The sequence below is a fragment of the Glaciecola punicea genome (assembly GCF_001756615.1).
Lineage (GTDB): Bacteria > Pseudomonadota > Gammaproteobacteria > Enterobacterales > Alteromonadaceae > Glaciecola > Glaciecola punicea.
This window is the reverse complement of the sequence record NZ_LZXY01000001.1, coordinates 286,762-299,951: the sequence shown is the minus strand read 5'-3', so window position 1 is coordinate 299,951 and position 13,190 is coordinate 286,762. Positions and strand designations below refer to the sequence as shown.

15 protein-coding genes are annotated in these 13,190 nt (G+C 42.6%); 13 read left to right on the top strand and 2 right to left on the bottom strand.

Annotated elements, in window-relative coordinates; translation table 11 throughout:
- Positions 1-31: 31 nt before the first annotated feature.
- Positions 32-463: a DUF2177 family protein gene (locus tag BAE46_RS01440; protein WP_083256762.1), complete on the top strand. Its 432-nt coding sequence runs from the start codon at positions 32-34 to the stop codon at positions 461-463.
- A gap of 107 nt (positions 464-570) precedes the next feature.
- Here BAE46_RS01440 and BAE46_RS01435 read toward each other — a convergent pair whose 3' ends face one another.
- The gene (locus BAE46_RS01435) at positions 571-1,194 is read right to left on the bottom strand and encodes a Maf family protein (RefSeq protein ID WP_006003873.1); all 624 of its coding nucleotides are present in this window, start codon (positions 1,192-1,194) and stop codon (positions 571-573) included.
- 283 nt (positions 1,195-1,477) lie between these two features.
- A complete protein-coding gene (locus BAE46_RS01430) occupies positions 1,478-2,851 on the bottom strand; it encodes an amidohydrolase family protein (protein WP_070111594.1) in 1,374 nt (457 codons plus the stop codon).
- Positions 2,852-3,201: 350 nt separating this feature from the next.
- Here BAE46_RS01430 and yceD point away from each other — a divergent pair, with 350 nt between their 5' ends.
- From yceD to holB, 12 genes are all read left to right on the top strand, one after another.
- A complete protein-coding gene (gene yceD, locus BAE46_RS01425; protein ID WP_070111593.1) occupies positions 3,202-3,723 on the top strand; it encodes a 23S rRNA accumulation protein YceD in 522 nt (173 codons plus the stop codon).
- Between the two features lie 9 nt (positions 3,724-3,732).
- The gene (rpmF, locus tag BAE46_RS01420) at positions 3,733-3,903 is read left to right on the top strand and encodes a 50S ribosomal protein L32 (RefSeq protein WP_040520148.1); all 171 of its coding nucleotides are present in this window, start codon (positions 3,733-3,735) and stop codon (positions 3,901-3,903) included.
- A gap of 18 nt (positions 3,904-3,921) precedes the next feature.
- Positions 3,922-4,938, top strand: coding sequence for a phosphate acyltransferase PlsX (plsX, locus tag BAE46_RS01415; protein WP_274378072.1), 1,017 nt, complete (start codon positions 3,922-3,924; stop codon positions 4,936-4,938).
- Between the two features lie 5 nt (positions 4,939-4,943).
- The gene (locus BAE46_RS01410) at positions 4,944-5,903 is read left to right on the top strand and encodes a beta-ketoacyl-ACP synthase III (protein ID WP_006003863.1); all 960 of its coding nucleotides are present in this window, start codon (positions 4,944-4,946) and stop codon (positions 5,901-5,903) included.
- A 27-nt stretch (positions 5,904-5,930) separates the two neighbouring features.
- Positions 5,931-6,848: an ACP S-malonyltransferase gene (fabD, locus tag BAE46_RS01405; protein ID WP_040520144.1), complete on the top strand. Its 918-nt coding sequence runs from the start codon at positions 5,931-5,933 to the stop codon at positions 6,846-6,848.
- A 47-nt stretch (positions 6,849-6,895) separates the two neighbouring features.
- Positions 6,896-7,633, top strand: coding sequence for a 3-oxoacyl-ACP reductase FabG (fabG, locus tag BAE46_RS01400; RefSeq protein WP_006003859.1), 738 nt, complete (start codon positions 6,896-6,898; stop codon positions 7,631-7,633).
- A gap of 186 nt (positions 7,634-7,819) precedes the next feature.
- Entirely contained in the window at positions 7,820-8,059 is a 240-nt protein-coding gene (acpP, locus tag BAE46_RS01395) for an acyl carrier protein (protein ID WP_006003857.1), read from the top strand.
- Between the two features lie 77 nt (positions 8,060-8,136).
- Positions 8,137-9,390: a beta-ketoacyl-ACP synthase II gene (gene fabF / locus BAE46_RS01390; RefSeq protein WP_006003854.1), complete on the top strand. Its 1,254-nt coding sequence runs from the start codon at positions 8,137-8,139 to the stop codon at positions 9,388-9,390.
- Between the two features lie 135 nt (positions 9,391-9,525).
- The gene (gene pabC / locus BAE46_RS01385) at positions 9,526-10,491 is read left to right on the top strand and encodes an aminodeoxychorismate lyase (RefSeq protein WP_006003853.1); all 966 of its coding nucleotides are present in this window, start codon (positions 9,526-9,528) and stop codon (positions 10,489-10,491) included.
- A 7-nt stretch (positions 10,492-10,498) separates the two neighbouring features.
- Positions 10,499-11,557 (top strand): endolytic transglycosylase MltG, encoded by a 1,059-nt coding sequence (gene mltG / locus BAE46_RS01380; RefSeq protein WP_070111592.1) that lies wholly within the window; start codon positions 10,499-10,501, stop codon positions 11,555-11,557.
- The gene (gene tmk / locus BAE46_RS01375) at positions 11,554-12,252 is read left to right on the top strand and encodes a dTMP kinase (protein WP_006003849.1); all 699 of its coding nucleotides are present in this window, start codon (positions 11,554-11,556) and stop codon (positions 12,250-12,252) included. Before mltG ends, tmk begins: the two co-directional genes overlap by 4 nt.
- Positions 12,253-13,185 (top strand): DNA polymerase III subunit delta', encoded by a 933-nt coding sequence (gene holB / locus BAE46_RS01370; RefSeq protein WP_006003847.1) that lies wholly within the window; start codon positions 12,253-12,255, stop codon positions 13,183-13,185.
- The last annotated feature ends 5 nt before the right edge of the window (positions 13,186-13,190 follow it).

The window sequence follows — 13,190 nt, the reverse complement described above, 5'->3', positions numbered from 1 at the left end:
CTAAGTACAATAAGTAAAGGAAGATTACATCATGCTGACCAATGTTAAAAAGTTTATGCGCAGTATCGTCATATCGCTAACATGCATTTGTATAAGCTTTGCTATTCTAGATGCATTTTGGTTAGGTTACTTTGCCACTAACTGGTATCAAACTGAAATGCAGTCGCTTATGCGAAGCCAGTTTATAACTTGGCCTTGGTTAATATTTTACTTGATATACACTAGTGTTACCTTCTTATTAGCCGTGTTGCCCAATAGAGAAAAACTATGGACCTACGCGGCCATAGACGGTGCGCTTTTAGGCCTAGCCAGCTATGGGGCATACAACCTTACAGCCTATAGCATAATAGAAGGTTTTACGCTTAAAATTATGTTGACTGATTGGGTATGGGGTACATTCTTAACCAGTTGTTGTGCGACTGCGGGATGGTTTGGTTTTCAGGCATATTGCAAAAAAAGCTGAGCCTTGGTGTGCGAGAAAGTAAGTAGTAAAGCTTGTATAAATTTATGCACAAATAATGTCGGACTATGGTGCACCACGATACACTACCGCAGAATGATATAGCTTGGTTATCCCCCTAAAATTGGACGGCCTATATTTGCCAACATGCTACATAAAGCAATAAGCGGCAGGCCAATCAGACTGTTAGGATCATCACCCTCTAGCTTTTCAAATAAGCTAATGCCTAAGCCTTCTACCTTAAAAGCACCGGCGCAGTCTAAAGGCTGTTCTCGTGTAATATAATCATTTATCTGCGCAAGGCTTAAGGGTCGAAAGTGTACATAATAGGGCACAACCGCTAATTGCTTATGCCAGCCGTCAGCGCTGTTAGGCAAAGGGGATAACACACACAAGCCCGTAAGAAAAGTAAGTTTTTGGCCACTTACCTGCATAAGCTGTTCAACCGCGCGCTCATGAGTAAGCGGTTTGCCTAAAATTTCATTCCTTTGCGTCACCGCGATTTGGTCTGACGATATAATAATATGCATGGGATGTTGCTCAGATAACACTAATGCTTTTTGTTCGCTTAACCTACTTACCATGTCATGTGGCATTTCTTTATCTATAGCTGACTCGTCAATGTTAGGCGCTGCCTGAACAAAATCTAGCCCCAATTGCGCCAGCAACTTCGCACGGTATTTTGAAGAAGAGGCAAGTAAAATAGGGCAGTGCTGGTTTTGGATAGTTGACATAAGTAAATCAAAAATAGTTGATGTGACGACTGTATTGATTGTACAACCATAATAGTTTAAATACTCAATTGTGTTCGCGTAGTACTTCAATTAAATATTTCGTAGAGTCTGAAGCAATATTAGTTTGATTTTTTTTTGCAAAAGTTTTTCCTAGTGTAATGATCGCTGCGTAACTCTAAATAGTGAGATAACAACATTAGCGTCGTTCTAGTGGTGTTAGCTTGCTGGTACTAACTATGTTTTCTTGGTTTAGATAATGTGTAGCAAGCTAAATTTGATAGGCTTAATCAGCCGTTGGTAAGCCATTTAACTTATAAACTTTTCCACCTTTCATTACCATATCGACGTTTTGCAACAAGTTAATGTAGCGCAGCACATCACCTTTAACCGCAATAATATCGGCATATTTACCGGCTGAAATAGTGCCTGTTTTATCACTCACCTTCATGAGTACCGAAGGCCAATATGTGGCAGCTCTGATAGTGTCCATTGGTGAAATATCCATTTCGTTTACCCATACCGAAAGTTCATTCCATGTACTCTGACAATGGAATTTAGTCGGTATTCCGCTGTCCGTGCCAATTAGCATTACGACACCGGTATCTTTCAACTGCTGAATTTTGCGTTTAAGTGTAGGCTTTCGCAGCGGCGTTAGCTGCATATATTCTAGCTGCCCCACATTGCCAAGAGAATCACGAATATCTTTAATCGTGCTCGGTTCTAGTCCTCTATGCCAGCACTTGTCATCTAGGCGTTCAAAATTTGAAACTGTTGTCTCATAGTTCCATAGACCTTCTACAGTCGGTGTCCAAAATAACGGTCCACCAGCAATGCGGCCTTTTGCAGTACGCTCTTTGAGCAAACGAATAACGTCTTCTGGGTATTCGGGTGCAGTCGTCAAGCCGGTATGCTCAAAATTATCAACGCCAATCTCCAGTCCACGTCTAATTTCGTCAGGTTTGTGTGCATGAGCCACCACCACTAAATTACGCTTGTGAGCTTGATCTACAATCGATTGAGCTTCCTCAATTGTCATCATGTCGTGGTCTATTAGCTTTATGATATCCACTCCAGCGTCAGCCAACTTGTTGACCTTAAGCTTTGCATCTTTTACGCCGTCAATCCCCCAACGATAATGTTCGGTACCTGGGTAAGGTTTATGCTGCAAGAATGGTCCTGATACATACAGGCGAGGGCCAGGGATTTCACCACTTTCAATTTGTTTTTTTATTAATATCGAATCTTCAAGCGGCGCGCCTAAATCACGTGCACTGGTTATACCCGCAAGGAGCAGCTGCTCGGCGCTTGCTGGCATTATTTCGCTAGCAAGTTTAGATGTATACTCTTTACGCCAGTGCACATAGTCGGCATGCCCAGTAAGCATTAAATGAGCATGGTTTTCCCACAGCCCGGGCAACACATCCATGCCTTCTGTGGATACCACTTTATAGTCGTTAGGGACCGGTAACGTGTCTATCGACCCCACTTTTAGTATTATCCCATCTTTAATTAAAATAACGCTATTGGCAAGCGGCTGATGGCCAAAACCATCTATTAGACGACCGCCTACTAAAGCGGTTTGCTGAGCATTGGCCATTGGCAAATTGACAAGGCAAAAAGTGACCATTATTGTAAAAAACACTGCAAATTTTGACATATTTAATAACCTTATATTTTTATGTGACGTTGTATTCGTTATGAACGTTTTGTTAAGGTAGCGCTATTTAGACAAAGAAAACAGGATTTATTATTTTTAGGAACCAAAGGAGTAGGTTTGTTGAATCAATATAGTGTTTATTTCTAATAGCTATTTGCGTAATCTAAGCTGAAGAGTAAATTTGCCTATAATTAAAATGTGTGTTGTGAAGTTTGACTAATTTTACTATATTGCACATCAGTTAATATATATACTATAGGGGCTTTAAACCATTTCAGGCGCTAGCTATGAAAACCAAACGAATGAAAAGCTTTGACTAACGCCACACAAATATATACCATGCGCGCGCTATGACAAATGTGAAATTACCAAAAAAACTAGATCCAAACAAAAGCGCGCAGTTGCGGTCGAAGTACGATGGCGTTTATTTGGCGCGTGAAATGTTACGATACAGCTCAGCGGTAGCGGATGCTGCGCCTGAAGTGCATGTTAAAATTGAGTTTTCAAAAGACGCGCAGAGTCTTACTTACTTTAACGGTGAAATGCGTTCGCAGGTGCAACTAATTTGTCAGCGCTGTAATGAAGTGTTTGACCACTCAGTTCACACTGAGTTTTGTTACACACCCGTGCAGGGGAGTGAGCAAACAGACCTATTACCAGACGCATACGACCCGGTACAGGTCGATGACCAAGGAGAGGTCGATTTATTTGAACTGCTTGAAGATGAATTAATTCTATCTTTGCCTTTAGTGCCCTTACATTCTCATGAGGAATGTAAGGTAAAAGCTGAAAATATGCAGTTTGGAGACATCGAACCGGGACCAGTGCGTGAAAACCCATTTGCGGTTTTAAAAGAACTTAAGCGAGACTAGGAGTAACCCATGGCGGTACAGAAAAGTAGAAGAACACGCTCTACGCGTGGAATGCGTCGTTCACATGACTCATTACCAGGCGCGACATTGTCGGTAGATGCGACCTCTGGCGAAACTCATCGTCGTCACCATGTGACAAATGATGGTTTTTACAAAGGTGAAAAAGTGACGGCAAAGTAAGCATTCAGGCTTATATTTGTGCATGTCACAATAGCAATAGATATCATGGGGGGCGATCGCGGCCCCCATGTTTTTTTATCTGCAACACACAAAATCCTTTCAAATTTTGATGCGGTAGCCGTTATTATATGTGGCGATCAAACATCTATTACATCTTTTAAATCTAGCTTAGCAGTCTATGCAAATCGCGTTACCTACGAGATATGTGCGCAAATTGTCGAGATGACCGATAATCCGGCTATGGCCATTCGGCAGAAAAAATGCTCAAGTATGCGTAAAGCCCTCGACTTGACCCAGCAAGATATTGCTAACGCCTGCGTAAGTGCTGGCAACACCGGTGCCTTAATAGCAATGGCGTACTATGTGCTCAAGACTATTCCTGGAATATCGAGACCGGCGCTGTGTACTCTACTGCCAACACAAAACCGAAAGAAAGTCCTGCTGCTAGATTTAGGCGCTTCTATTAACTATAACGCTGAGAATCTTTTTCAATATGCGCTCATGGGCTCTGTATTTATGCAGCAAACCCAGGGTATTGCATCTCCCGCAGTAGCGCTATTGAATGTAGGCGAAGAAGATACAAAGGGCAACAGCCTCGTTAAACATGCCAACAGCTTAATAAAAGAATGCGGTGCAATAAACTATGTGGGTTATGTTGAAGGTGATGATATATTTGCCGGTGAAACCGACGTGGTGGTAACTGACGGATTTACCGGTAATGTAGCGCTTAAAGCGAGTGAAGGCATAGCTAAATTCTTAGTTGAAGAAATTAAAACGCTGACGAAAGAAACCTTAATTGCGCGTATTCTAAGCAAACTTGCGCTGCCACTTATCAAAAGCTTGTTTCAACGTATGAACCCCGACCAGTATAACGGAGCCAGTCTGTTAGGATTGCAGTCTACCGTTATAAAAAGTCACGGAAATGCGTCTACGGAGGCCTGCTACTACGCTATTGTGCAAGCAATTAATGAAGCTCAGCAAGCAGTTCCTGATAAAATAAAAACGAAAATAGAACAAGAGTTAATGGAGCACTAGTAAATATGTATTCCCGAATAATTGGCACGGGTAGCTATTTTCCTAAAGACGTACGCAGCAATGCCGACCTAGAAATTATGATTGATACGTCCGATAAATGGATAACTGACCGCACCGGCATTAAAGAAAGACGACTTATAGGTGCAGATGAAACCGTCGCTACAATGGGAGCACAAGCGTCATTGAAGGCGCTTGAAGCCGCGCAATTGCTGCCTAGTGATATAGATATGATTGTTTGTGCAACTACTAGCGGGCGTTACGCGTTACCTAGTTCAGCCTGCGAAATTCAAAAAATTCTCAAAGTAGACAATATCCCCGCGTTCGATGTTGCCGCAGCATGTGCTGGGTACTGCTATGCGTTAAGTGTCGCCGACCAGTACATCAAAAGTGGCATGGTGAAGCGTATATTAGTAATAGGCAGTGACTGCTTGAGCCGCTTAATTGACCCTAAAGATCGTTCAATGATCATTTTATTTGGCGATGGCGCGGGTGCAACCATATTAGAAGCAAGTGAAGAAGCTGGTATATTGTCTACACATATTAATGCGGCAGGCTCGTATTCTGATTTATTGCATGTTGGCAACCCAACACGCGGCGATGAAGCCTCGGTGCATGAAAATTGGGGTGGCATGAAAGGCAATGAAGTGTTCAAAGTTGCGGTCACGAAACTAAGTGAAATAGTTGAAGAAACTTTGGCGGCCAACAACATGGCAAAATCTGATTTAGATTGGTTGGTGCCACATCAAGCCAATTTTCGGATTATAAAAGCTACCGCTAAAAAATTAGATATGTCGCTTGACCAAGTGGTGTTAACACTTGAGAAATATGGCAATACCTCAGCGGCGACCGTACCTACTGCGCTAGATATTGCCATTAGAGACGGTAGAATTAAACGTGGTCAAAACTTATTACTAGAAGCCTTTGGCGGTGGTTTTGCGTGGGCATCTGCGCTAGTGAAATATTAGCATAACAACGAAGAACGAGAACTATTAATGAGTAAAATAGCATGTGTATTTCCGGGACAGGGAAGCCAATCTGTAGGAATGCTAGCCGATTTAGCTAGCGACTTTAGTATCGTGAAATCAGTATTTGAAGAAGCGTCTGACGCTATTGGATACAACCTATTTAAAGTAACTCAGCGTGATGATGGGCAGCTTAGTCAAACTGAAATTACGCAGCCTGCATTGCTAACAGCCAGCGTTGCTTGCCTGCGGGTACTGCAGTCAGAAACAGATTTTACACCGCATTTTTATGCTGGGCACAGCTTGGGTGAATACACCGCATTGGTTGCCGCTAATGTGCTTGGTTTAAGCGCTGGTGTAAAGCTGGTGCAGGCTCGCGGGCAGTTTATGCAGCAGGCCGTAGCGCCAGGCGAGGGCGCAATGTATGCCATTATTGGCTTAGACGACAACATAATTGCTGATGTCTGTGCAAAAGTCGCTGCAGATACTAAACAAGTTGTCGCGCCCGTAAATTACAATTCTCCTGGTCAGGTCGTGATTGCCGGCACTAAAAAAGCGGCCGATGCAGCAGCGCTCGCACTCAAAGCTGCTGGCGCAAAAAAGGCATTATCACTAGCCGTAAGTGTACCTTCGCATTGCTTACTAATGAAAGGTGCAAGCATTAAACTACAGGCTTTATTAAATGCTATCGTGTTTAAACAACCTACCACGCCCATTGTGAATAATGTTGATGTTGCGGTTAACGATAATGTTGATGATATAAAAGACGCCTTAGTACGTCAGCTTTACATGCCGGTTCGCTGGTCGCAAAGTGTGACATATTTGATTGCGCAAGAGGTAAGCGAATTTGTTGAGGTAGGGCCAGGCAAAGTGCTGTCGGGCTTAATAAAACGCATCGATAAAAGTGTGACTACCCGCAATATGAATAGTGCTAAAGACTTAGTATAAGATACCTAGTGTATAAAAGAATCACAAAAGAATTATAAAGGATAAGTATGTTTGATTTAACTGGAAAGGTAGCGCTTGTAACAGGCGCAAGCCGCGGCATAGGCAAAGCAACCGCTGAGCAGCTTGCGAGTTTAGGTGCAATCGTTATTGGCACAGCAACAAGTGACTGCGGCGCTGACGCTATTTCTGCATATTTAGGCGACTCTGGCACCGGTATGCGCTTAAATGTAACCGTTGATGAAGAAGTTAGCCTCGTTATCGCTGACATTACCGCTAAATACGGCGGTATCGATTTGCTTATTAATAATGCAGGTATTACTCGCGACAATTTAATTATGCGCATGAAAGAGGATGAGTGGAACGACATCCTACAGACAAATTTAACCTCGGTGTTCAAACTCTCAAAAGCTGTCATGCGCGGTATGATGAAGAAAAAAAACGGCCGTATAGTCTCAATTGGTTCAGTAGTTGGTTCAACGGGCAACGCCGGACAGGCTAACTACGCAGCGGCAAAAGCAGCTGTTATCGGTTTTAGTAAGTCTATGGCACGTGAGATAGCCTCTAGAGGCATAACGGTTAACGTAGTTGCCCCCGGCTTTATCGATACCGATATGACGCGTGGCCTAAGTGACGAGCAAAAAACAGCTATATTTAAAGATATTCCCGCCAACAGACTGGGCGATCCAAAAGAAATCGCAGCTACAGTGGCGTTTTTATGCTCAGACGCCGCCGCTTATATAACCGGTGAGACCATTCATGTGAATGGTGGTATGCACATGAGCTAGATCAATGTATCATTAGGACTTAGCAACAAGTCCCAGTATACAGTTGATAGAATAGAATTTTTGGCCAATAATTAAAATGAATGTGGTTGTACCACACATTAATTAGCTGGTTAAGCTTGCATGGCAAGGATAAGGTCAATAAACTATCCACGCTAAATTTTTAGGTATTTAAAGGAAACCTGTAATATGAGTAATATAGAAGAACGCGTAAAGAAAATTATTATTGAGCAACTAGGCGTCAAAGAAGATGAAGTAAAGTCTGAAGCATCATTTGTAGATGACTTAGGCGCAGATTCATTAGACACAGTTGAACTAGTAATGGCGCTTGAAGAAGAGTTTGATACTGAAATTCCTGATGAGGAAGCAGAGAAAATCACGACTGTTCAGTCTGCAATCGACTACATCAACGCTCATAACGACGCGTAAGACAGTTTTCAAAAAAACGGCTCATCCTTGGGCCGTTTTTTTGTTGCTATTGTTTGTGCTTGAACTAGGAGGCTATAGTGACTAAACGTCGCGTAGTGGTTACTGGCGTTGGTATGCTTACGCCGTTAGGAAATGACGTTGATTCCACGTGGTCAAATATACTTGCTGGCAAAAGCGGTATAGATAAAGTAACGCTTTTTGATACGCAAGAATACAACACTAAAATTGCTGGAGAAGTCAAAGACTTTGATGTTGAAGCCTATATTCCCAGAAAAGAAGCTAAAAAAATGGACCGCTTTATCCAGTTAGGCGTTGCTGCAGGCATACAAGCTCTGCGAGACTCAGGTTTAACGGTATGTGATGAAAACGCGGGACGCGTTGGGATCTCGATTGGTTCAGGCATTGGCGGCCTTCCGCTTATTGAAGAAAATCACAAAAAATTACTAAGCGGTGGCCCTAAGAAAGTGTCGCCGTTTTTTGTCCCTTCTACTATTACCAATATGATATCGGGCTTTTTGTCGATAATGGAAGGTCTTAAAGGGCCTAACTTAAATGTGGTAACAGCTTGTACTACTGGTGTGCATAACATTGGTATTGCCGCGCGCACAATTGCATACAACGATGCAGACGCTATGCTAGCCGGCGGCGCAGAGGCAACTATCACACCATTAGCGTTTGCTGGTTTTGGCTCTGCAAGAGCACTTTCAACTAGCAACGACGACCCGCAGGGGGCAAGTCGCCCTTGGGATAAAGACAGAGACGGCTTTGTTATGGGTGAAGGCGCTGGTGTGGTTATGTTAGAAGAATACGAAATGGCAAAACAGCGCGGCGCCAAGATTTATGCAGAAATTGTCGGTTTCGGCATGAGTGGTGATGCATACCATATGACGTCGCCACCACCCGATGGTTCGGGTGCTGCATTAGCCATGAAGAATGCCATAAAAGACGCGCACATTAGCGAGACACTTATTGGCTACATAAACGCACATGGCACCTCAACGCCTGCTGGCGATGTGGTAGAGGTAGCGGCAATTAAAAGTGTTTTTGCTGAGCATTCAGCGAAGCTTAAAGTAAGCTCTACAAAGTCTATGATTGGGCATTTACTTGGGGCTGCAGGATCCGTTGAGGCAATATTTACAATTTTGGCGCTACGCGACCAAATGGCGCCGCCTACCATTAACCTAGATAATCCGAGTGAAGGCTGCGATTTAGATTTTGTGGCACATAAGGCATCGGCGTTTACCGCAGATTATGCTTTATGTAATTCGTTTGGTTTTGGTGGCACTAATGGTTCTTTATTGTTTGCTAGAGAGCATTCTATAAAAGAATAATAAGCCCCAAGCATTCGTTTTTTCCGCAATTATTTGCTAAATTAAGTGAAGAGATTAATATAATCACCTTCACTTTTTTTATGCCTTTATAATCACAATAAGTATCACCGTAAGGAATAGCCGTAATAGCTTTATATGAATATTGTCATCGCCAATTATTTATCAGAATCGCAGTTTAGTATTCGTGCATTAGACGCTAAGCAAGACTTGTTAGCAGCGCAACTGGATATTGGCAAATTCTGCGTGGCAGCAGATCAGGCTCTTTTTACCAAAGTCTGTTTACAGGACAGAGCGTTTAATTATGGTGATGGCTGCTTCACCACGATATACGGCGAATCTACTCAAGTGTTCTTACTAAACGAACACTTGCAAAGGTTAGCAAGAGATTGTCATAAACTCAGTATAGGGCTTTGCCTAAACACGCTACAGGCTTGGTTGCTACTGGCGCTCAAATGCATGATCACAAAGAGTCACGCAGCATATGCTGTCAAGATTTTAGTTTCAAGAGGTGTCGGTGGTCGCGGTTACGAACTTCCTACGCAGCTTAATACTTCAGTAGTGGTGAGTATATCCCCATGCCTAGTTAGCAAGCCGCTGAGCATTCAAAGAGGCTATGAATACACGATTAAGCAAGCTAATATGACTTTGTCTAGCCAAACACTTTTAGCGGGCATCAAGCACAACAATAGGTTGGAGCAGGTTCTTGCTAAGCGTGAATTACAGCAGTATGACTGCAACGATTTAGTTTTGTGCGATAATACGGGCATTTTAATTGAAGCCACCGCCGCTAATATCTTCTATCAAAAAGATGGTGTTTGGTTCACACCCCAAATAATGCATTGTGGTGTTGGTGGCGTAATGCGCGATACCGTTATTGCTTTTTTTCAAAGTGTGGGTGTTCGCTGTGAAATAAATGCATCGCCCTTTAGTGAATTATTAAATGCCGATGCTGTCTTTTTGTGTAACGCAATTAAGTTTATTATTCCAGTGTCTGCAATCGTTCTTAACGATAAAGAACATCCGTTTACGCTATGGGAAGTGAGTGCACTAGCGTTTGACTTGCACGAATGGATTGGAAAACATCATAAGGTAGAATTTTAGGGCTTACATGAAAAAAATAGTGTCTGTGTTTTTGCTTATCTCGCTGCTAGCGGCTATTGGGGCTGGCATGCTCGTATGGCAAAAATTAAATAGCATTGAAAAATTGAGGCTAAGCATAGATTCCCCAACTGAATTTGAAGTGCTAAAAGGCAAAAGCTTATACAAAGTAGTGGACAAACTAGGCCAATTCGCTGAAATCGACACTTTTAGTTTTAAGATATGGCTACGGCTGAATCCAGAATTTGAAAGAATTCAATCAGGTGTTTATGAACTGCCGCCAAATGTCTCTTTAATAGAGGCTCTCGATCTCATGGTTAAAGGCAAAGTCAAACAATTAAGCATTACGCTGGTAGAGGGGCAAACAATAGCGCAGTGGGTAACAGCTTTGTCACAGGCTGAAGGTTTGTCACACAACATTCCTAGTAAAGATGTGCTTTACGAAACCTTAGGAGCAGTTAACTTTGAGTTCTGCGTAAATATTTATGCAAGTGTTGAAGGCTGTTTATTACCAGACACATACTTTTATACGCATGGCACTAACAGCACCGATATTTTAGGACGTGCCTTAAGCGCTATGCAGGTCTACTTAAAGGGGCTTTGGCCTTCTCGCCTTATCAATATACCGTTAAGCACACAGTATGAGGCACTTATTTTGGCCTCCATAATAGAAAAAGAAACGGCTATAGAGTCAGAGCGTACCGAAATAGCCGGCGTGTTTGTTAATAGATTAAATAAAAATATGCGCTTGCAGACAGACCCGACCGTTATATACGGCATTGGCGACAGCTATGACGGAAACATTACGCGCAAACACCTGCGTACTCCTACACCGTATAACACCTACGTAATTAGAGGGTTGCCTATCACGCCCATTGCCATGCCAAACAAAGCATCTATAGAAGCCGCCTTGTTTCCGGCATTAACCGATTCTTTATACTTTGTTGCAACAGGCAACGGCGGTCATCAATTTTCAACAAACTTAAGCGATCATAACAAAGCGGTTAGAGCCTATTTGGTCCAGCGAAAAATTAATCTTACCCGTGAACAAGAGAAAACTAGACAATGAAAGCAGCGTTTGTTGTAGTCGAAGGATTAGAAGGCGCCGGTAAAAGTACCGTCATAAATGCCATAGAAAATTTTTTTACCATGCTAGGTCACAGCGTGATCCGTACCCGGGAACCCGGTGGCACGCCTATGGCGGAAGCCATTCGAGATTGCGTTAAGCAAACTTGGAAAGATGAAACGGTTACCCAAGAGACTGAACTTCTGCTTATGTACGCCGCTCGCAGTCAACTGGTGCACAATATTATACTGCCCGCATTAGCGAATAATATTTTTGTAATTGGTGACCGGCATGATTTATCATCAGTTGCTTACCAAGGAGGTGGCCGCCAGGTGCCTTTGGAAAATTTACAGTTGCTTAAACGGTTAACTTTGGGTGACTTCACCCCCGATCTTACCCTTTATTTAGATATTGAGCCGAGCGTTGGCTTAGCCAGAGCAAAGGGACGAGGTGAATTAGATCGCATAGAGCTTTCAGGTTTAGCATTTTTTGAGCGTGCTAGGGAAACCTATTTAGAACAGTTGGCCTTACTCGAAAATGCAGCGACCATCAATGCTGGTAATAGCATTGAACAGGTACAAAAAGATGTCCTGCGGGCTCTACATAATTGGTACAATGCAGCTAGTAGCGCAACTAATACCACCGCAAGCCACGCAAATAACAGGACAGTTAAGCACACAGTAAGAGGTGACGAGTAAATGTATCCTTGGTTAGCGTCTACGTTAGCGCAGTTAAAGCAGCGCCTAGGTCAACAGCTGCTTCATCATGGCTTATTATTTATTGCTGATAAAGGCGTAGGCGAGCATCAATTAATAGATCAACTTGTAAAATCGCTTTTATGTGCAACTAAAGAAGCCTGTGGTACCTGTAAAGCCTGTAAATTATTTGAGGCGAAGTCTCATCCCGATATGCATTATGTAGTGTCTGACAAACCTAGTATAGGCGTTGATCTTATTCGCCAGGTCAGCCAGTTCGTAACAACCACATCGCAGATGTTAGGCAATAAGGTAGTAATCATCGAAAACATTGACTTGATGACGGAGGCGGCAAGTAACTCCTTGTTAAAAACCCTTGAGGAGCCGAGCCAAAATACCTATATACTGCTCACAACGACAAAGCCTAATTCACTGCTAGCGACTATTACAAGCCGCTGTGAGAAAATTCGACTTATTTTACCATGCACAGATGATAGTATGATGTGGCTTGCCTCACAAACCGAATCACCCTTAAGTAAAGAGGGCCTTTTGGCATTTTCAGGCTCAGCGATTGATTATTTATCGTCTATGAACAACGATGGTGTTAATTACGGTTTATTTTGCGACGATTTAGAAAGTTTACTGCAAGGGCGTACAAATGAGCTTCTTTTAGCTGAGAAAAATAAAGCGCATGCAAGCTTAGTGCTTCTTTGGACCTATCAAAAGGCTGTCTTGATTTACAAGAAACAGATGGAAGATGTCAGTAAATTACCAGCAAACAATGCCATTAGTAACTTACAAAGAACTCAGTATGCAGAATGTCTAGTGTTTGATTGCCAGCAGGCAAATAAAAAAATTGCACAGGCAGGTATAAATAAAAGCCTTATTTTGCAACAGATTTTTCATAAATTTAAACAAGTCTCATTAATTCATTAATAGGA

Coding starts and splice junctions, on each gene's coding strand:
- BAE46_RS01440 (WP_083256762.1), top strand. CDS start 32: ATGCTGACCAATGTTAAAAAGTTTATGCGCAGTATCGTCATATCGCTA.
- BAE46_RS01435 (WP_006003873.1), bottom strand. CDS start 1,194: ATGTCAACTATCCAAAACCAGCACTGCCCTATTTTACTTGCCTCTTCT.
- BAE46_RS01430 (WP_070111594.1), bottom strand. CDS start 2,851: ATGTCAAAATTTGCAGTGTTTTTTACAATAATGGTCACTTTTTGCCTT.
- yceD (WP_070111593.1), top strand. CDS start 3,202: ATGACAAATGTGAAATTACCAAAAAAACTAGATCCAAACAAAAGCGCG.
- rpmF (WP_040520148.1), top strand. CDS start 3,733: ATGGCGGTACAGAAAAGTAGAAGAACACGCTCTACGCGTGGAATGCGT.
- BAE46_RS01410 (WP_006003863.1), top strand. CDS start 4,944: ATGTATTCCCGAATAATTGGCACGGGTAGCTATTTTCCTAAAGACGTA.
- fabD (WP_040520144.1), top strand. CDS start 5,931: ATGAGTAAAATAGCATGTGTATTTCCGGGACAGGGAAGCCAATCTGTA.
- fabG (WP_006003859.1), top strand. CDS start 6,896: ATGTTTGATTTAACTGGAAAGGTAGCGCTTGTAACAGGCGCAAGCCGC.
- acpP (WP_006003857.1), top strand. CDS start 7,820: ATGAGTAATATAGAAGAACGCGTAAAGAAAATTATTATTGAGCAACTA.
- pabC (WP_006003853.1), top strand. CDS start 9,526: ATGAATATTGTCATCGCCAATTATTTATCAGAATCGCAGTTTAGTATT.
- mltG (WP_070111592.1), top strand. CDS start 10,499: ATGAAAAAAATAGTGTCTGTGTTTTTGCTTATCTCGCTGCTAGCGGCT.
- tmk (WP_006003849.1), top strand. CDS start 11,554: ATGAAAGCAGCGTTTGTTGTAGTCGAAGGATTAGAAGGCGCCGGTAAA.
- holB (WP_006003847.1), top strand. CDS start 12,253: ATGTATCCTTGGTTAGCGTCTACGTTAGCGCAGTTAAAGCAGCGCCTA.